The organism is Streptomyces humi, assembly GCF_001005085.2.
Classification (GTDB): Bacteria; Actinomycetota; Actinomycetes; order Streptomycetales; family Streptomycetaceae; genus Streptomyces; species Streptomyces humi.
Map to the genome: position 1 here is coordinate 120,097 of NZ_LBMU02000022.1, position 18,977 is coordinate 139,073.

Annotated in this window: 11 protein-coding genes; 4 read left to right on the forward strand and 7 right to left on the reverse strand. The window is 74.5% G+C overall.

Annotated features, from left to right (window positions below; all coding sequences use genetic code 11):
- The first annotated feature begins 22 nt into the window (after window positions 1-22).
- Window positions 23-3,373 (forward strand): right-handed parallel beta-helix repeat-containing protein, encoded by a 3,351-nt coding sequence (locus AAW13_RS09050; protein ID WP_071659487.1) that lies wholly within the window; start codon window positions 23-25, stop codon window positions 3,371-3,373.
- Between the two features lie 63 nt (window positions 3,374-3,436).
- Here AAW13_RS09050 and AAW13_RS09055 read toward each other — a convergent pair whose 3' ends face one another.
- From AAW13_RS09055 to AAW13_RS09070, 4 genes are all read right to left on the reverse strand, one after another.
- Window positions 3,437-5,662: an ATP-binding protein gene (locus AAW13_RS09055; RefSeq protein ID WP_046734433.1), complete on the reverse strand. Its 2,226-nt coding sequence runs from the start codon at window positions 5,660-5,662 to the stop codon at window positions 3,437-3,439.
- A 244-nt stretch (window positions 5,663-5,906) separates the two neighbouring features.
- Window positions 5,907-6,263 carry a DUF2255 family protein gene (locus AAW13_RS09060; RefSeq protein WP_046734434.1) on the reverse strand — a complete coding sequence of 119 codons (357 nt, stop codon included), beginning with the start codon at window positions 6,261-6,263 and terminating at the stop codon, window positions 5,907-5,909.
- The gene (locus tag AAW13_RS09065) at window positions 6,260-7,135 is read right to left on the reverse strand and encodes a helix-turn-helix domain-containing protein (protein ID WP_046734435.1); all 876 of its coding nucleotides are present in this window, start codon (window positions 7,133-7,135) and stop codon (window positions 6,260-6,262) included. Before AAW13_RS09065 ends, AAW13_RS09060 begins: the two co-directional genes overlap by 4 nt.
- A gap of 127 nt (window positions 7,136-7,262) precedes the next feature.
- Complete coding sequence (locus AAW13_RS09070) at window positions 7,263-7,691, reverse strand: SRPBCC family protein (protein ID WP_046734436.1); 429 nt, start codon at window positions 7,689-7,691, stop codon at window positions 7,263-7,265.
- A 120-nt stretch (window positions 7,692-7,811) separates the two neighbouring features.
- Between AAW13_RS09070 and AAW13_RS09075 the strand changes: the two genes are divergently transcribed.
- Window positions 7,812-8,351 carry a CGNR zinc finger domain-containing protein gene (locus AAW13_RS09075; RefSeq protein WP_071659488.1) on the forward strand — a complete coding sequence of 180 codons (540 nt, stop codon included), beginning with the start codon at window positions 7,812-7,814 and terminating at the stop codon, window positions 8,349-8,351.
- Window positions 8,352-8,426: 75 nt separating this feature from the next.
- Here AAW13_RS09075 and AAW13_RS09080 read toward each other — a convergent pair whose 3' ends face one another.
- Window positions 8,427-9,002 carry a TetR/AcrR family transcriptional regulator gene (locus AAW13_RS09080; protein ID WP_046734437.1) on the reverse strand — a complete coding sequence of 192 codons (576 nt, stop codon included), beginning with the start codon at window positions 9,000-9,002 and terminating at the stop codon, window positions 8,427-8,429.
- Window positions 9,003-9,334: 332 nt separating this feature from the next.
- Between AAW13_RS09080 and AAW13_RS09085 the strand changes: the two genes are divergently transcribed.
- Window positions 9,335-9,769: a hypothetical protein gene (locus AAW13_RS09085; RefSeq protein ID WP_046734438.1), complete on the forward strand. Its 435-nt coding sequence runs from the start codon at window positions 9,335-9,337 to the stop codon at window positions 9,767-9,769.
- A gap of 190 nt (window positions 9,770-9,959) precedes the next feature.
- Complete coding sequence (locus AAW13_RS09090; protein ID WP_079178758.1) at window positions 9,960-13,298, forward strand: LuxR family transcriptional regulator; 3,339 nt, start codon at window positions 9,960-9,962, stop codon at window positions 13,296-13,298.
- 246 nt (window positions 13,299-13,544) lie between these two features.
- Here the strand turns inward: AAW13_RS09090 and AAW13_RS09095 are convergent, their stop codons facing one another.
- Together AAW13_RS09095 and AAW13_RS09100 are read right to left on the reverse strand one after the other, a co-directional pair.
- A complete protein-coding gene (locus tag AAW13_RS09095; RefSeq protein WP_046731549.1) occupies window positions 13,545-16,328 on the reverse strand; it encodes an AAA family ATPase in 2,784 nt (927 codons plus the stop codon).
- 162 nt (window positions 16,329-16,490) lie between these two features.
- On the reverse strand, window positions 16,491-18,761 hold the full coding sequence (locus AAW13_RS09100; protein ID WP_046731550.1) for an ATP-binding protein: 2,271 nt from the start codon (window positions 18,759-18,761) through the stop codon (window positions 16,491-16,493).
- Between the last annotated feature and the right edge of the window lie 216 nt (window positions 18,762-18,977).

Below are 18,977 nucleotides of genomic sequence, written 5' to 3' on the forward strand. Positions count from 1 at the left end.
CCGCGAACACGAAGGAGCAGGCGTGGCCCGCCATCTGATCACCGTCGGCCAGGAGAACGGGTGCGACCACACCACCATCGGCGCGGCACTCGCCCACGCCCGGCCGGGAGCCGTCATCAGCGTCCGGCCGGGCAGCTACCGGGAGACCCTGGTGGTGAACAACCGGGTGACCATCGTCGCCGACGGCCCGCGCGGCAGTGTGGAGATCGCCCCCGACAAGGGCGCCGCCGTCACACTCGCCGCCGACGCCGTGATGCTGACCGACCTGGTGCTGCGCGGCGGTGAGGGCGAACTGCCGGTCATCGACGCGGTGCGCGGACAGGTCGCCCTGGACGGCTGCGAGGTGCTCGGCGCGGGCTGGACGGCCCTGCTCAGCCGCGGCAGCGGATCCCTCGCCGTGCGGTCCTGCCGGATCACCAACCCCGTCGGCGCGGGCGTGGTGGAGGCCGGCACCACCGGCAGTGTCATCGAGGACTGCCTGATCGAGAACCTGGGCACCTCCGCGGTGGTGATCAGCGAGCAGGGCCGCGCCGACGTGCGCAACTGCCGTATCCGGGACGCGCGCGGCAACGGCGTGCTGGCCAACGGACAGTCCCGGGGCGTCGTGGAGGACTGCGAGATCACCGCCGTGGAGAAGCCGGGGCTCGCACTGGAGGGCGGCACGTCACTGCGGGTGGTGCGCACGACACTGCGCGACTGCTCGGTGGGCGTGCACCTCGCCAGCTCCGCGCGCACCGAGCTGTCCCACGTACAGGTGTACGACTCCGCCAGTCACGGCTTCGTGGTCGCGGACCGCTCCGACCCGCAGCTGTCCTACTGCGAGACCTCCCGCACCCGCGGCAGCGGCCTGTACGTCACCGGCCGTTCCCGCGGCTACTTCGTGAACTGCGCCTTCGACGCGGCCGGCGAGGCCGCCGTGCACGTCGACGACTCCAGCACCCCGTCCCTGACCGGGACCCGGGTGACGAACAGCAAGGCCGTGGGCGTGCTGCTGGACGGCGAGTCCGCCGCCGAGTTCGACCAACTGGACGTCGTACGGGCCGGCGGGCACGGTGTGTCGCTGTCCGCCGGGGCCAACCCGCTGCTGCGCCGGGCCCGGATCACGGAGGCGCGCGGCGCGGGCCTGCTGGTCGCCGGGAACGGCCGCGGCCGGTTCGAGGACTGCGAGGTCGGCGACTGCGCCGGGCACGCGCTGCGCGTCGAGGGCGGCGGCAACCCGCACATGGGGACCTCCGCGCTGCGCGGCGCGGGCAGGTCCGGGGTGTGCGTCGGCGGCAACGGCCGTGTCACGCTGCGCGACTGCGAGATCTCCGGCTGCTCCGCCTCGGGCGCCGCCGTCGAGGAGGACGGCGACCTGACCCTCGTACGCACCCGGGTGCTGGGCAGCGGCGGTCACGGTGCGCTGGTCGGCTCGGGCGGCCGGGCGGCACTGAAGTCCTGCGAGTTCAGCGGGAACGCCGGTGACGGCATCCGGATCGACACCGACCGGTCCGTCGAGGTCACCGACTGCACCGTACGCTCCAACCGCGGCGCCGGCATCAAACGCGCCCCGTCCCGGGGCGAGTTCACGCTCTCCGGTCTCACCAGTGTCGACAACAAGTCGCCGGACGAGGGCACCGACCCGGCCGCCGATCCGGTCGTTCCCGACAGCGCCGCGGCCGGCGGCCCCGGCGGCACGGAGGGCGGGGCGTCGGAGAACGCCCTGGTCGCGGAGTTGAACGGGCTGGTCGGCCTCGCCAACGTCAAGGAACAGGTCAGCATGCTCGTCAGCCTGGGCAAGCTCGCCCAGCGGCGGGCCCAACTGGGCATCCCCGCCCCGCCGATGAGCCGACACCTGGTGTTCGCGGGGCCGCCCGGCACCGGCAAGACCACGGTGGCCCGGCTCTACGGCGGCATCCTGGCGAGCCTCGGGATGCTGTCGTCCGGCCACATCGTGGAGGTGGCCCGCGCCGACCTGGTCGCCCAGGTGATCGGCGGCACCGCGATCAAGACCACCGAGGTCTTCGAACAGGCCCTGGGCGGTGTGCTGTTCATCGACGAGGCGTACACGCTGCTGTCGGACAGCAAGGGCTCCAGCGTCGACTTCGGCCAGGAGGCCATCGACACCCTGGTGAAGCTGATCGAGGACCACCGTGACGACACCGTCGTGATCGTCGCGGGCTACCCGAAGGAGATGGAGGACCTCCTCGCCGCCAACCCCGGCCTGGCCTCCCGGTTCACCCGGACCATCGAGTTCGAGAACTACTCGGTGGACGAGCTCGTCACCATCGCCGAGTCCATGTGCGCGGGCCACCGCTACGTACTGGACCCGCTCACCAGGCAGGCGCTGGGCCTGCGGTTCGGCCGGATGCGGCGGGACGCCACCTTCGGCAACGGCCGGGCCGCCCGCCAGGTGTTCGAGGAGATGGTCGACCGGCAGTCGCTGCGGCTGGCCACCCTGCCCGAGGCCAGCGAGGCGGACCTGATGCTGATGCTGCCCGAGGACGTCGGCGCCGACCTCGCCGAGGAACTGCGCACGGAGGCCAAGGAGAAGGCGCCCGGCGAGTCCGACGTGCTGGCCCGGCTGCGGGCCATGACCGGCCTCGGGGCGGTCAAGCGCGAGGTCGGCGGCATCGTGAACCTCCTCACCAACTACCAGCAGCGTGCCGCGCTCGGACTGCCGACGCCCTCGGTCAGCCACCACGCGGTGTTCTCCGGGCCGCCCGGCACCGGCAAGACCACCGTGGCCCGGCTCTACGCCGACCTGCTGAAGTCCTTCGGCGTGCTGGGCCAGGGGCAGCTCGTCGAGGTGGCCAGGGCCGACCTGGTCGGCCGCTACATCGGCCACACCGCGCAGCTGACCACGGAGAAGTTCGAGGAGGCCGTCGGCGGTGTGCTGTTCATCGACGAGGCGTACACGCTGACCCCGGAGAACTCGCCGCAGGACTTCGGCCGGGAGGCGGTGGACACCCTGCTGAAACTGATGGAGGACCGCCGTGACGAGGTCGTGGTGATCGTCGCCGGCTATCCCGCGGAGATGGACCGGTTCCTGGAGTCCAACCCCGGCCTCGCCTCCCGGTTCTCCCGGCACGTCACCTTCGAGGACTACTCGACCGGTGAACTGCTGTCCATCATGGAGGAGCAGGCGACGACGGCGGGATACGTGTGCGCGCCGCCGACGGTGGAGGCGCTGCGTGTCCACCTCGACTCGCTGCCGCGCACCAGGAGCTTCGGCAACGCGCGTCTCGCCCGCCAGCTGCTGGAGACCATGATGACCCGCCAGGCGGGCCGGCTGGCCTCGCTGCCCGCCCCGGACCTGGAGGCCCTCACCACCCTCCGCCCCGAGGACCTGCCCGAAGCGGCGCTCGCCACCCAGCCGGGCCTGAGCGTCTGACCACGGGGGCGAGGCCGCGCCGCTACGGGCCCCGACCGGCCCGCGGCGCGGCCCGCGTCTTCCTCATCCGGCGGCCTCCGCCTTGGCGCGCAGCACCTCGGCGCGGGGTACGCGCAGGGCGGTGAGCAGGTCGGCCGCGTGCAGCCAGTGGGCGCGCGCCCTGGTGGGCTCGCCGAGTTCCAGCAGGGCGGAGGCGAGGTGGTCCAGGGTCTCCGCGCGCATGTAGTCGTCGTGGACCTCCTCGACGAGCCGCAGGGACTCGTGGTAGCTGGCGACGGCGTCCTGGAGGCGGCCCAGCCGCTGCTGGGCGAGGCCGATGGAGTCCCGCACGGACGCCTCGCCGCTGCGGTCCCCGAGCTCCCGCAGCATGGGCACCGCCTCCTCGCCGGTGGCGATGGCCTCTTCGTGCTTGCCGAGCATGGCGAGACAGAAGCCCACCCCGACGAGGGTGCGCGCGACCTCGTGGTCGCCGGAGTGGGTACGGGCGATCGCCAGACTGCGGCGCGCGTGCTCCAGCGCCTCCTCGTGGCGCTGCTGCCGGCCGCGCAGGAAACTGACGTTGCGTTCGACCCGGACCTGGTGGTCCGTGGGCAACCGCGGCAGCTGTCCCAGCATCGTGCCGATGGGCTCGTCGGCCTCGGCCGGCCGGCCCGTCTCGACCAGGGCACGCGCCAGATGCGCACCGGTCCGCGCGACGGCGACGGGGTCGTCGAGGGCGAGGGCCGCGTCGAGCCCGAGGCGCGCGGCCGACGCCTCCTCGGCCCAGCGGCCCGCCGCCGCGTTGTAACCCACCCACTCCAGCGCCAGGTTCACCCGGTGCCGGAGCAGACGGGGGTCCCGTACGGTGCGCAGGACGGCCGCGACGGCGGGTTCCTCGCGGCGGAACCAGTCCAGTGCCTCCTCGCGGTCGTCGACCGCCACATGTACGACTCCGGGCGCCGGTGCGTCGGCCGTCTCCGAGGGGAAACGGGAGACGAACCGGCCGGCGGAGAGCGCGTTGTGGCGCAGGTAGTCCAGCAGCCGGATCTCGGCGCCCGCCCGGTCGTCCCCGGCCCGCTCCATGAGCTCGGCGCCGTACGCCCTGACCAGGTCGTGCATCACATACCGCCCCTCGGCGTCCCGGGACAGCAGACTGGCGGTGGTCAGCTCACGCAGCCGACGCCTGGTCACCGGCAGCTGCGTCCCGGCGAGCGAGGCGGCGGCCTCGGCGGAGACGGCCGGGCCCGGGTGGGCCGCCAGATGGCGGAAGAACCGTGCCGTCTCCTCGTCGAGCGCCCGGTAGGACCACGAGAAGACGGCCCGGACACCGCCCTGCCCGTCGTCGGCCGCGAGGGCGTCCAGGCGGGATCCGGCCTCGCGCAGCTCCCGGACGCCGGACCGCAGCGACACCTCGGGACTGCCGCTCAGCTGCGCGCCGACGACGGCGACCGCCAGGGGCAGGTGCCCGCACAGGGCGACCAGTTCGGCCGCCGCGTCCGGCTCGGCCCGGCAGCGGGCGTCACCGACGCGGGCGGCGAGTGCGGCCAGCGCCTCCTCCTCGGACCACACACCGAGGTTGACGAGGGTGGCGCCCTCCGTCGCGGCCAGGGAGAACAGCTGGTTGCGCGAGGTGACGAGGGACAGGCAGCCGGCGGCGGGCAGCAGGGGGGTGACCTGCTCGGCGTCCCGCGCGTTGTCGAGTACGACGATCAGCCGCCGGGACGCGGTCCGCTCCCGGAACAGGGCGGCGCGCTCGTGGGTGGCGGGAGGTATGTCGTTGCTGGGCACCCCGAGGGCCCGCAGGAACCCGCCCAGGGCCTCACCCGGTTCCAGAGGACGCGCGGACTCCTCGAACCCGCGGAGGTTCACATACAGCTGACCATCGGGGAAACGTTCCGCCATCCGGTGGGCCCAGTGCACCGCCAGCGTGGTCTTGCCGACCCCGGCCATACCGCCCACCGCGGCGATCACGACATGCCGGCCCTGTCCGTCGGCCTGCCCGGCACACCGGTGGACGGCCTCCAGCGCCTGCTCGTGACCGCGGAACACCGCGAGGTCGGGCGGGAGTTGCCGGGGCACCTGGTGAGTGCGCGGGGTGGCGGCCTGTACGAGACGCCGTCGTTCGGACTCGTCCAGTTCGAGCGCGTCCAGCAACTCGTTCAGCGTGGAGCGGCGCGGCAGGCTCCGGCCCCGTTCCATGTCGCTGATGGCCCGGACACTCACCCCCGAGGCCTCCGCGAGACCCTCCAGGGTGAGAACCGACCGCTGCCGCGCCTCCCGCAACAGGCCGCCGAACATCTCCTTGCTCATCCCACTCCCCGCTGCCGTGTCCCGAGACGCCTGCCGCGGGTCCGGCGTCGTACTCCGCGACGCCGTGAAACGTAGCAGTTGTGGAATGAGTGTTCAGCCCGGATCTCACATGTCGGGCCGCTGTCGTTCCGTGCGCCGTTCCGGGTGCCGTCGCATTGTCGTCGCGTGTGTCGTTGCGTGTGCCGTCGCCTGTGTCGTCGCGTGTGTCTTTTCGTATGCCGTTCTGTGTGTCGATACCCGGTCCTCACACCGGATCGATCCGGACCGTGGCGGCACGGGCCTCCGGGACGGCGACGAGGGCGTCCGCCACCGGGCCGTACTTGTCGCGGAAGGCGGCGTCGAGTCCGGCGGGCGGCCGGAGGCCCTCCGTCGTCAGCAGGACGTCGCGGGTCTCGGAACCCAGCCGGATCCTGCCGCGCCCGTGTTCCCGGGCCGCGCGGTACCAGCGTGAGCCGACGCCCCGGTAGGCCCGGACGTACAGCCGGCCGTCCACGAGCGCCATACCGATCTCCACTCCGGGGTGCTCACCGTCCCCGGCGGTCAGGACCAGGGAGTGGGTCTCGGTGAGCCGGGTCTGTTCCTCGGGTGTCCAGGTGTTCATCGGGGCAGGTCCTCGGTCCGTGGTGTGAGGTGTTCCCGCGCGGTCCACGAGTCGAGGATGCGCAGGGCGTCGTGGGAGGGGGTGCCGGTCTCGGCGGTGAGGACCATCAGACGCTGTCCGGAGCCGTCCGGGCTGGTCCAGGTGTCGCAGTCGAGGGTGAGGTCGCCGACCAGGGGGTGGCGGTAGTGCTTGGTGCCGTATCCGGCGCCGTTCCCGCGGTGTTCGGCCCACCAGGTGCGGAAGTCCGGGTCCCGGATGGTCAGGGTGCCCACCACACGGGCCAGTTCCGGGTCGTCGGGGTCGGCGGCGGCCGCCGTGCGCAGGGCGGCGACGGCGTCCCGGGCGTCGTGCTCCCAGGCGGCGTGCAGTTCCCGGACCACCGGGTCGGTGAACAGCAGGTACACGTAGTTGCGCCGGTCGGCCGGCACGGCGGCGAAGTCGGTGTAGAGGGCGGTGGCGGCCTGGTTCCAGGCCAGGATGTCCAGCCGCCGGCCGAGGACGAGCGCCGGCGTGTCGGTGAGCCGGCCGAGCAGACGGCGCATCGCGGGCCGCACCTGCTGTGCGGACCGGCGGCGGCGCGGGCGGGCGCCGCTCCGGGCGGCCAGTTCGTACAGGTAGGTCTTCTGGTCGTCGTCGAGGCGCAGCGCGCGGACCAGGGTGACCAGTACGGAGGCGGAGGCCAGGACCCGGCCCTGTTCGAGCCGGGTGTAGTGGTCCACGCTGATCGCGGCGAGCCGGGCGACCTCCTCGCGGCGCAGCCCGGCGACCCGGCGCGGGGTGTCCGCCTCGGGCAGACCGCACTCCTGTGGTGTCAGCTGCGCCCGACGGGCCCGGAGGAAGGCGCCGAGAGGGGAGTCGGGTGTCTGTCTCATGTCTCCAGTGTCATGCGGCCGCGCCCCGCACGACACAGGTGTGAGGGGGCAGGATCCTTCCCGGGCAGAAACCTGTCTCTCCCGGCCGGGGCCGGCGGTCGACGCCGCCGGCCCCTCGTGCCGGGCGTCACGCGGCCTGGAGGGGGCCCGCGAAGGACTTGCGCAGGGAGCCGGGGGCGGCGAGGGGGAGCAGTGAGGCGAGCATCTTGCCCTTGAGGGTGGCGGGCCGGCGCGTGAGTTCGATGTCGACGCGGGTGCCGTCGCCCTCGGGGGTCATCTTGAAGACCCAGCCGCCGCCGGCGCCGAAGAGCTTGGAGTCGAGGGTGGTGATGGTGACGGTGTCGCCGCCGGGCTGCCATTCGTAGCGGGCCCGCTCCCAGGCGGCGGCGGTGCCCTCGGTGACCTCGGCCCAGGTGTCGCCGAGGTCGTGGACCTCGAAGTGGTCGGCGTCGATGGTGGGCCAGGCCTGGGCGCGGGATGGGCCGAAGTCGGTCAGGACTCCCAGCACGTCCTTGGGGGCGAGCGTGGAGACGAGGTGGATGCGTACGACTGCCATGGGATTGTCCTCACCGATAAGTAACTGGTCTGGCCGGTGACGGAAGACTCCCATGTATTTCCGTCACCCGTCAAGCCGGTTACTCTTGGAGGGTGTCCAGTCACCTGTCAGGAGGGCCTCGTGAGACATGTGTTTCCGTGCGGGACGCCCGCGCTCGACTTCGTGGGCACCTTGCAGGCACGGCGCGCGCCCGTTCCGATCGAGCGGATCGCCACCCCGGGACTGCTCGACTCCTGGTTCGTCGAGTCCGGCCTGCTGGACCTGGAACCCGGCTCGGGCCGGGCGGACCTGCGGGCGGCGACAACGCTGCGCGAGGCGATCTACGCGCTGGTCGGGGCACGTCTCGCCGGCCGGCCGCTGCCCGCCCCGGCGGTCGCCGCGGTGAACCGGCAGGCCGCCTCGGTGCCGGTGACGATGTGTCTGGGCGCCACGGGCACCAGCCGTCACGGTACGGCCGGCCAGGCCCTGACCGACCTGGCCCGGGAGACGGTGGAGATCGTCGCGGGCGCCCAGGCGGAACTTCTGCGTGAATGCGGGCACCCCGACTGCACACACGTCTACCTCGACCGCTCGCGGGGCCGCCGACGTGAATGGTGTGCGATGCGGACCTGCGGGAACCGCGCCAAGGCGGCCGCCCTGCGCGCCCGCCGCCGCGGATGAACGCGGGCCGGATCCGCCCCGGTCGAGCGGGCCCCGAGGGCGTTCCCGGAACGTTCCCGCGTGCTCCGCGAACGCTCAGTCCAGGGCCCGCAAGGCCCCGCTGACCGCGGATTCCAGGAACGCGCGGTCCACACGTGCCTGGCCCACCACACGCATGCCCTGGACGAACGTGGTGAGGAACCGGGCGAGTTCCACCGGACTGCGCTCGCCGCTCAGCTCGCCTCGCCCCCGGGCCCGCTCCAGCGCCTCGGTCAGCACGGACTCCAGGGCGGTCACCGTCAGCCGCACCTGCTCCACCGTACCGTCGTGCGCGGCGCGTTCGGTGGCCGCGCTCACCAGCAGGCAGCCGCGCTCGGGGTCGGTCACGTCGGCCTCGATCATCGCGACCAGCAGCGCGCGCAGAGCCGTACGGAGGTCGGCGCCGGCCCGTACGTCCCGGTCGAGGGCCGCCACCATGGCGTCGCAGTAGCGGGCCAGGGCGCGGGCGTACAGGCCGTCCTTCGAACCGAACGCCGCGTACAGGCTGCCGCTGCCGATCCCCAGCAGGGCGGTGAGCTGCGGCATCGCCGTGGCGTGGTATCCCTGCCGCCGGAACAGACCCATGGCCTGCTCCACCGCCACGTCGATGTCGAACTCACGAGGGCGTGCCACCCCGGGATCCTTTCGTCGACGGGGCCGTCGGTCCGGTACCAGCCGACGGGGTCTCCGTGGCGGGACGAGGGCGTCGATCGGCGTACGGCGTGGGCACCCGGTCCGGGGCCCTGGACATGGAGAAACGGAACACGGGCCCGACTCTGGCAGGACGGCCGCCCACCGGCATGAGTCGATCGACTGCAAACATGGAATCGGGGTGTCGGCGCCCCTGTCCCCGGCGCGGCCTCGCCGGTCACCCGGGAACCCGGTCGATACGGGGAGGGGCATGCTCGGCCGGGCATGGTGCGATTAGCCTCGTCCACATTGACGGCAACAGCCCGAGGACCAACATGCAGGTGCACCTGAACCCCCCGCTTGAGCCCGGCAACGCGTCCCGGCACGCCGCCGCCATCGTCGCGACCGCGGCCGACATCAGCGGTGCGGAACTGGACTACAGTCCGGAGAGCATCGTGCTGGTGGAGGACATCGTCGACGGGTTCCGGGCCGAGGGTGTCACCGGTGAGGACATGGCCGAGTCCCTGGTCGGCTTCGGCTGCTACGTCGGTGAGATCCTCACCCGGCACGCCGGCGGGGCCTGGCGGCACGCCCCGACCGCGCAGCCGGCGGACCATCCGCTGGTGGTGGAGTTGCCCGACGCACGGGAGTGCCACCCGATCGACTGGGTCTTCCGCCGTCTGCGGTTCGGGACCGATGTCAGCATCCGCGACCTCTGCGCTGCCGCCGGCACCGGGCACGGGCGCGCGGACGAGCAGGCGTCCGGATGACCATGCGCGCGGCGGCACGGCACGTACACGCGACGGAGATGAGCACACATGCGCATGGGTATGCAGACGGGCGGTAGGAGCGCGTGCCGGTGCTGAACACACGTGGGCGAGTACGTACGCGGACGGAGCCGGCCGAGGACGGCGCACGAACGCACCTTTCGTCGTTCCGGAAGACGGAGGAGGGCGTGGAGTGAGGACGCACGTCGACCGGAACGGCACGGATCGCGACAGCAGGGCTCATGACAGCACGGGTCGCGACAGCACGGGTGTCGACGGCTCGGGTGTCGACGGCTCGGGTCCCGGCAGTGCGGGTACCGGGCAATCCGGTGCGGACGACGCCGGTCTGGTGGGCCGTGACCACGAGAAGCGGCTGATCAGCGAACTGCTGGCCGAACTTCCCCGGGGCGGACGGGTGCTGCGTGTCCGCGGCGCCGCGGGGACGGGCAGGTCCGCGGTCGTACGCTTCGCGGCGGCGGCCGCCGGGCGCCGGGGCATCAAGGTGCTCTCGACGGCATGGGCACCCGCCGAGCGGGCCCTGCCGTACGCCGCGCTGCACGGCCTGCTCCGCCCCGAACTGGCACGGCTGGACGAGCTCCCGGCCCCGGAACGCGCCCTACTGGACGCCGCGTTCGGCGGTGGCCCGGCGACCCCGGACCCCGCCGGTCCGGCGACCGCCGCGCTCCGGCTGCTGGCCCGGACACCGGAGCCGGTGCTGCTGTGCGTCGACGACCTCGACCGGCTCGACTCCGCGAGCCGCGACACCCTGAACGCCCTGGCCCGGCTCTGCGGAGACACACATGTGGGCATGATCGTCGCCGAGCGCGCGGCCCCCGGGACCGTCTCCGCGCCTGTGGACCCGCTCACCGTCACGCTCGACGCCCTGCCCGTTCCCGAGGCCCGGATCCTCCTTCACCGCACGGGACGGGCCGTCGGGTACACCGAGGAGCAACTCGTCCTCGCCGTCGCCGGGGGAAACCCGCTCGCCCTCACGGAACTGTCGCTCGGGGCCGGCCCGCTCGGCGACACCGCGGGCTTCGGCATGCTGCCGGCCACGGCGCGGCTGGCGGAGGCGCACGCGGAGGACCTGAAGGGGCTGTCGGCGGCGGCCCGGGGCGTCCTGCTCGTCGCCGCGCTGAGCGTGTCACCGCTGACGCGGGACGTCCTGGCGGCGAGCACGCTGCTGCTGGGCAGCGTCGCCGCGGCCCGAGCCGGACTCGCCGAGCTCACCGGCCTGGGTCTCCTCATCGGGACGACGGGAGCCGTGCGGGAGGCGGCCACCGCGGAAGCCGACAGCGCCGTGCCGACAGGGGAGACCTACGGCGCCGCGGAAGCCGCGGGAGGGGCCGGCGGTGTGGGTGGTGCCGGGGGTGTCGGCACCGTCGGTGGTGCAGGGGGTGCCGGCAGTTCGGGTGGCGCGGACGGCGTCGGCACGGTCGGCAGTGTGGGTGGTGCCGGGGGTGTCGGCACCGTCGGTGGTGCGGGGGGTGCCGGCAGTGTGGGTGGTGCGGCGGGCGTCGGCACCGTTGGTGGTGCGGGGGGCGTCGGCGCCGTCGGTGGTGCGGGGGGTGGCGTAGGCGCAGGGGCGGGCGTGGGCTCGGAGGCAGCGGGAGACGGGTACGTCCTCGACGCGGGCCCAGCCGTGGGGGGTGCCGGTGCCGATGCCGGCACCGGTGTGGGTGCCGGTGTCGTCGTCGCGGGAGAGCCGGGGCTGTGCTTCCCGCGGCAGTTGCTCCGGTCCGCCGTACTGCGACTGGAGCCCGCCGCCCGGCGGATGGCCGCCCACGCGGTGCTGGGGCAGTGCCTGACCAGTCCGGCGCACGCCGCCTGGCACGCGGCCCGGTGCGCGGCGGCCCCCGACGAGGAACTCGCCCGGCGGCTGGAGTCGCTGGCCGACGGGCCCCGCTCCGGTACCGGGGTGCTCACGGCCCTGACCGCCCTGGAGGACGCCGCCCGGCTCTCCCCGGACCCGGCACGCCGGGCGGACCGGCTGCTGCGCGCCGTCGAGCTGGCCTGCGACCACGGCCTCGTGGAACAGGCGCTGCGCCACGCCCGCGGAATCGACCCGGCCGAACTCGGCACGTTCGGCCGGGCCCTGCTGCTGTGGGTGCACGAACTGCTGCCCGGCAACAGCGTCGTCGGCCGCGGCCGCATCGCGGAACTGTGCGAGGCGGCCCGCGCCGTCGCCGCCCAGGACGCCGACCTCGCCCGGAAGCTGCTGTACGCGGCGGCCCGCCGGTGCTGGTGGCAGCAGGCCGGCCCCGCCGAACGCCGGGCGGTCCGGCGGGCGTTCGAGGACCTGCGGTCCGGACCCCCGGACGCGCGTGATCTCGCCGTGATGGCGCTGACCGACCCGCTCGCGGCACCCCGGCCGGCGACCCCGCGTCCAGCGTCCACGCTGCCCGAGGGCGATGAGCAGGCCCTGCTCGGCCAGATCGCCCACCTCGCCACCGACCTCGACCGGGCCGCAGCGCACTTCGCGAGGGCGGAGGCGGCCCTCCGCGCGGGCGGCCGCTACGGACGGCTGCCGTACGTCCTCGTACCGAGGGCGATGGGCCAGATATGGCTCGGCACCCGCTGGCGCACCGCCCGCGCGCTCGCCGAGGAGGGCCGTACGATCGCCGACCGGACCGGGCAGCCCGACTGGGTGGCGCGGGCCGGCGTGACCCTCGGCATCCTCGACGCTCTCCAGGGACACCACGAACGGGCACTGGAACGCGCGGCGGAGGTCGAGGAGGCCTCCCTGCGACTCGGCCAGAACCGGCAGTTGAGCCTGGCCGCCCTGGCCCGTGCGCTCACCGCGTCGGGCACGGGCCGGTACGCCGAGGCCTACGCGCGGCTGCGCTCGCTGTTCGCCGAGCCGTCGGCGTCGATGTCGGCGCCGGCATCGACGCCGTACGCCTACGAGGAGTTCTGGGCGCTCGCGTTCCTGGCCGAGGCCGCGCCGGCCGCCGGGGAGGCGGCCGGCGCCAGGGCCGTCGTCGCGCACATCGCGGCCCTGACCGAGGAGGGGCGCGCGCCGCTGCTGGAGCGGATCCTGGCGTACGCCGACGCGGTCCTCGCCCCCGACGAGGAGGCGGAGGTCCGCTACCGCCGGGCGCTGGAACCGGGGGCCGAGGCGTGGCCGCTGCTGCACGGCATGACCGAGTTCGGCTACGGGGCCTGGCTCAGGCGCCGGCGCCGGGTCACCGCGTCGCGGGCACCGCTGGCCACGGCCGAGTCGGTCTTCCGGGCCCTGGGCGCGCGGTCCCGTGCCGAACAGGCCGCCTCGGAGCTGCGGGCGACCGGGCAGGCGACGGCCGAACGCCCGGCCGGGGAGGCCGGACGGGCCGGTTCGGACGACGTCTCCCAGGTGCTGTCCCCGCAGCAGCTGGCCATCGCGCGCCTGGCCGCCCGCGGTCTGACCAACCGGGCCATCGGCGAACGGCTGCGCCTGTCACCCCGTACGGTCGCCTCGCACCTCTACCAGATCTTCCCGAAACTGGACGTCACCTCCCGCGCCCAGCTCGCGGCGAGGATCGGCGCGGACTGAGAGGGAGCGGTCGCCCGGACTTCAGGGGGTACCGGACGAACGGGCCGGCCAGGGAGGGTGCGCTGCCGTGCGGGACCGGGTGCGCCGAAGGGGCCGGAGCACGACCGGGTGCGGTGGGGCCGGCTTCGCTCGGAGGCGCGGAGGGCCGGAGCAGGACGGGTGCGGTGGGGCCGGAGCAGGACCGGGTGCGGTGGGGCCGGCTTCGCTCGGAGGCGTCGAGGCGTCGAGGCGTCGAGGCGTCCGGCGTCAGGACGGGGCGTGGTGCTTCAGTACCGCGGCCAGCTGTGCGCGTGCCGTCACGCCCAGCCGCGGGAAGATGCGGTAGAGGTACGCCCCGATGGTCCGCGGCGACAGGTCGAGCAGTTCACCGATCTCGCGGTTGGACAGGCCTCGGCCGGCGAGTTCGGCGATCCGCAGCTCCTGGGCGGAGAGCAGGTCACCGGCCGTCGACCGGCGGGGCGCACCCGCCGCACCGCTGTCCGGCCGCTCACCGGACGCCCGCAGCTCCGCGGTGATCCGCGCGGTGCGCGCCTCGGCGCCCATCATCGCGAAGCCGGCCGCCGCCTGCCTGAGGGTGGCGCGGGAGTCGGCGAACTGCCGCCTGCGCCGCAGCCACCGTCCGTGCGTCAGCCGCAGTGGCGCCTCCAGGTAGGGCCAGCCGGACAGGTCCTCGGCGAGGGCCCGCTCGAAGAGCTCCCCGGTGTCCTCGTCGTCCGCGAGGACCGCCCGCGCCACCGTGAACCTGACGGCGACCCCGGGCGCGCACTCCGCGCCCAGCCGGGCCTCCAGCCGGTCGAGCACCCCGAGCGCCTCCTCGGCGGCGTTCACGGCCTCCGCCGCCTCCGCGAAGGGCACGAGCGCGAACAGGGCCGCCGCGCCCACCCGGGGACCGTCCAGGAGGGCCGACAGCGCGGCGAAGGCCGCCTCGAAGTCGCCGCTCTCCGCCAGGGCACAGGCCGTGCCGACGGCGAGGACCGCGTCGACCGAGCGGACCGCACGCCGGGCGGCCGCCAGTTCGGCGACGCCGCCGGGACGCACCGTGCCGCCGGTGCGCAGCGCCCGCACCAGGTCGGCCAGCAGCCGTGCCGCCGCCGCGGCGGGGCCCTGGCCGTGGCCCTCGGCGAGTTCCGCGCACCGCCCGAACGCGTGACCGCCCTGCCCCCAGTCGCCCATCGCCAGATGCGCGAGGCCCTGCCGCAGCAGCACCCGGGGAAGCTGGTCGGGCACGTCGTGGAAACGGTGCCGGCGCTCCGCCTGCCGGTACAGGTCCAGCGCCCGCAACGGGTCACCGGTCAACAGGGCCGCCTCGCCGAGCCGTTCGAGGTCGCGTACCGGCAGGTCGGCCAGGTGCCGGACGGCGCGGACCCCCGCGAGGACCGTCGCGGCCCGGCGGACCGGACCGGCCGTCGCCATGGCCTGGAGCAGCCGCGGGTCGTCCGCCCGGCCCGGCAGCCCGTCCAGGAAGGCGAGCAGCGCGTCGGCGCGCACCTCGTCGTCCGCGACGTCGGGTGCCGTGACACGGGCCAGCTCCAGCGCGTTCTCCCGCTCGTCCGGGCCGTCCGGCGCGGGCCACGCCGCCGGGTCGGCGGCCGGACGCTCGCCGCCGGTGCGCGCCAGGGCCTCGGCGCACAGGGTGCCCAGGGGGCCCAGCGGCCGGCGCAGCGCGCGGTGGGCCATCGTCCGGGTCATCCGCTCCAGTCCGAGGACGTGCGCGAGCTGGGCGGCGCGCAGCGCACAGCGGCCCTGGTCCGCGGGCGCCGGATGAAGTTCGGCCGCCCGCCGCAGCAGTCGTACCGCCAGCAGCGGCTCGCTCTGCCGCAGGGCGTGACCGTGCACCGCTTCGAGGCGGCCCGCCAGGTCCTGGTCGTGTCCCTCGGCGGTCTGCGACAGATGCCACAGCGTCCGGACCGAGCCGGGTGCCAGGACGGCGGCCAGGGCCGCGTGCGCGCTGCGGCGGTGTCCCGGAGCCACGTCGTGGACCACGGCCCCCGCCGTCGCGGGGTGGGCGAAGACCAGCCGTATGCCGTCGAACGCCACCAGGCCTTCGCGTTCGGCGGGTTCGAGGGCCGCGAAGCCCAGTTCCGTGCCGCCGATCCGGGAAGCGGCCGACAGCAGCAGCGGGAGGTCGCCCGCCGGGTGCAGCGCCGCCACCAGCAACAGGTCCCGGGTCCCCGCGGGCAGGCGCGCGACGCCCGGTGACATCGCGGCGGCCAGCCGGTCCGAGGAGACCGGCGCGTAGGGCAGCGAGTCCTCGTCACGGACGGGCAGTTCGAGCAGCGCCAGCGGATTGCCGGCCGCGGTCGCCAGCAGTTCGCGCGCGGCCTGCGGGTCCAGGCCCGGCCTGCGCGCCGCCAGCAGCCGGGCGGACCGTGCGGAGGTCAGCGGGCCGAGCGCCAGTTCGGGAACGCCGGCCAGGGGCGCCGGACGGCCGCGGTGCGTGCGCGTGGTCAGCAGCACGGCCAGCGGGTGGCCCCCGGTCCGCCGGGCCACGAAGGACAGCACGTCCCTGCTGCACTCGTCCAGCGCGTCCCAGTCGTCCACGGCCAGCAGCAGCGGCTGTCCGGCGCCGGCCGCCTCCAGGACGTCGAGGACGGCGAACGACAGCCGCGACCGTTCGCCGGGCGCGGGCGCCCCGTCGACCAGGAGCATCTCCAGCGCGTCGAGCCGTCCGGCGCAGGACGACCGGCCCGGTGTGCCCAGTACCGGCCACACCAGCTGGAGCAGGCCCGACAGGTCGGACGGCTCGCCGCCGCGGATGCCCGCACAGCGCAGCACCCGCATCCCGGCGGTGGTGGCGTCCTGGACGACGGCCTCCAGCAGCGCCGACTTGCCCGAACCGGCGTGTCCGCTCACCAGCCGGGCCGCGCCGTGGGCCGTCGCCTCGCGCAGGAAGTCGCGCAGCGCCCGCAGTTCGCCGTCGCGGCCGACGAGCCCGGCCGGCGGCGCCTCGACGAGCGGGGTGACCAGCGACAGCGTGTGAGGTTCCGCCTGACCGACGGTGGGTGAGGAGAGCCTGGACTGCGCGTTCATCGATGACCCCTGTTCCGCGGCGAGCCTTCCCGCCGGACCGGGGGACGCTCTCTTGCCCCTCCCATCTCAGTGGAATGACGGCTACAGAACCAGGCAGTTCACATGCAGCTTGCCCGCTGCCGGAAGAAGACCGCAGGCCGGGTCGTGCGGGAACGGGCGGGGTCAGGTCTGTCCGGGACCCCTTTCGGGGGCGTCCGGGAGCAGTGACCGCGCGTTGGCCCGCATCCGGGCCGCGCGCGGGCTGTGGATCGCGCTCAGCAGCTCGGCCGCCCGCAGCCAGCTCGCCCGCGCGCCCGCGAGGTCGCCCTGTTCCCGCTGTGCCGTCGCCAGGTGGTCGAGCACCTCGGCCTGGTTGTAGCCGTCGAAGGCCTCCCCGTAGATCCGCAGCGACTCCCGGTAGTCCGCCGCCGCGCCGGCCAGGTCGCCGAGGCGCTGCCGGGCGTAGCCCATGGTGTCCCAGGCGGCGGCCTCGATCCGGAGGTTGTCGTCCCGCCGCAGCAGGGGGATCGCCTCCTCGCACAGGGCGACCGTCTCCTCGTACCGGCCGAGCAGGGCGAGGTACCAGCCGACCGCGTTCATCTCGCGGGCCGTTGCCCGGTCGTCGCCCAGCGCGCGGTAGATCTCCAGTGCCCGGCGGGCATGGTGCAGCGCCTGCGCGTGGCGCTTCTGGCGGCCGCGCACCCAGCCGACGGTCCGTTCGGTGGACGCCTGCTCGGCCGGGCCGAGCCGGTGCAGCTGCCCGAGCATCAACTCGACCTGCTGGTCGGCCTCCTCGGTCTGCCCGGTCTCCGCCAGCGCGCGGGCGAGGGCCGCGGAGTTGCGCACCACGGCGGCCGGTTCGTCCAGCAGCAGCGCGGCGTCCAGACCGATGCGCTTGGTCTCGATCTCCGCGCTCCAGCGGCCCATGACCGAGTAGTAGCTCACCCAGTCCTGGGTGAGGGTCATCCGGAACCGCAGCAGCCGGGGGTCGTCCAGGGAGCGCAGCGCCGCGGCGACCGTGGCCTCCTCCTGGCGGAACCAGTCCAGCGCCTCCTCACGGGTCCCGAGTACGACGCCCACCACGCCGTCGGCCGGCGGATCGGCCTCGTCGGCGAGGGTGCGTCCCAGGAAGCGGTTGGCCATGTGGGCGTTGTGGCGCAGGTAGTCCAGCAGCCGGATCTGGGCGCCGAGCCGGTCGTCCTTCTCCAGTTCGACGAGTTCGGTGCCGTAGGCCCGCACCAGGTCGTGCAGCACGTACCGGCCCTCCGCGTCCCGGGACAGCAGGTTCGCGGAGCTCAGCTGCCGCAGGTACCGCCGGGCCTCGGGCATGCCGACGCCGGCGAGGGAGGCGGCCGCCGCCGTCGTCACCGCGGGACCCGGGTGCAGCGCCAGATGCCGGAAGAAGCCCGCCGTCCCGGACGCCAGGGCCCGGTACGACCAGGAGAACACGGCCCGTACGTCGCCCCGGCCGGCCCCCGTCCACAGGGCGTCCAGGAGCGGCATGGACTCACGCAGCTCCCGTACCCCGAGCCGCAGCGGCATCTGCGGGGTCGCGCTCAGCTGCGCGGCGACGATCGCGACCGCCAGCGGCAGGAACCCGCACAGCCCGACGAGTTCCTCGGCGGCCCCGGGTTCCGCCAGGCAGCGCTCCTCGCCGATCCGGGCGGCGAGCGCGGCCAGCGCCTCCTCCCGGGTCCACACGTCCAGCCCGACCAGCCGGGCACCCTCCACCGCGGCCAGACCGGGGAGCAGGCTGCGCGAGGTGATGACGGTCAGACAGCCCGACGCCGGCAGCAGCGGCCTGACCTGTGCCTCGTCGCGCGCGTTGTCCAGTACGAGGAGCAGCCGCCGGGACGCCGTCCGCTCCCGGAAGAGAGCGCCGCGCTCCTCGGCGCCGCGCGGGATGTCACGGTCGGCCACGCCGAGGGCGGTGAGGAACCCGCCCAGGGCCTCCGCGGGGTCCAGGGGACTCCCGGTGTCCTCGAAGCCGCGCAGGTTCACGTACAGCTGTCCGTCGGGGAACCGGTCGGCCACCTGGTGCGCCCAGTGCACCGCGAGGGTCGTCTTGCCGACGCCCGCCATGCCGCCGATCGCGGAGACGACGACGTGGCCGCCCTGCTCGGTGACCTGCGCGCTGAGCCCGTACAGCGTCGCGAGGGCCGCCTCGCGACCGCGGAACACGGCGAGGTCGGGCGGCAGTTGGCGAGGAACGCGCACCGCCGGGTCGCCCGCGCGCCGCATCGACGCCTCGACGAGTCGGCGCCGTTCGTCCTCGCTCGGTTCCAGGGCGTCCATCAGCTCGCTGAGCGTCGCCTGCCTCGGCAGGCTCTGGCCGCGTTCCATGTCGCTGATGGCCCGCACACTCACACCGGACACCTCGGCGAGGTTCTCCAGCGTCAGCAGCGCCCGCTGCCGCGCCTCCCGCAACAGCCGCCCGAACTCCGTCCCGTCCAAACCCGCCCCCGGTGCACCAGTTCTGGAACGCCCATTAAAGCAAGGGGCGCCCGGGTGACGGAGCCGCCCTCCGGGTGTGTGCCGCCGGCGGTGTCCGCGGTGACGGGGAAGGGCGGACACCGCGGGACACCAGTGGCGGACACGTGCCCCACGGAGCCCTGTGGGTCAGGGTGTGCCCGCGTGGAAGTGCGGTGTGTCCGCGCGGAAGTGCGGTGT

Bases quoted from the DNA above. Each gene is read 5' to 3' on its own strand.
- AAW13_RS09070 (WP_046734436.1), bottom strand. From the start codon at position 7,691: ATGGCAGTCGTACGCATCCACCTCGTCTCCACGCTCGCCCCCAAGGAC.
- AAW13_RS09065 (WP_046734435.1), bottom strand. From the start codon at position 7,135: ATGAGACAGACACCCGACTCCCCTCTCGGCGCCTTCCTCCGGGCCCGT.
- AAW13_RS09095 (WP_046731549.1), bottom strand. From the start codon at position 16,328: ATGAACGCGCAGTCCAGGCTCTCCTCACCCACCGTCGGTCAGGCGGAA.
- AAW13_RS09060 (WP_046734434.1), bottom strand. From the start codon at position 6,263: ATGAACACCTGGACACCCGAGGAACAGACCCGGCTCACCGAGACCCAC.
- AAW13_RS09085 (WP_046734438.1), top strand. From the start codon at position 9,335: ATGCAGGTGCACCTGAACCCCCCGCTTGAGCCCGGCAACGCGTCCCGG.
- AAW13_RS09055 (WP_046734433.1), bottom strand. From the start codon at position 5,662: ATGAGCAAGGAGATGTTCGGCGGCCTGTTGCGGGAGGCGCGGCAGCGG.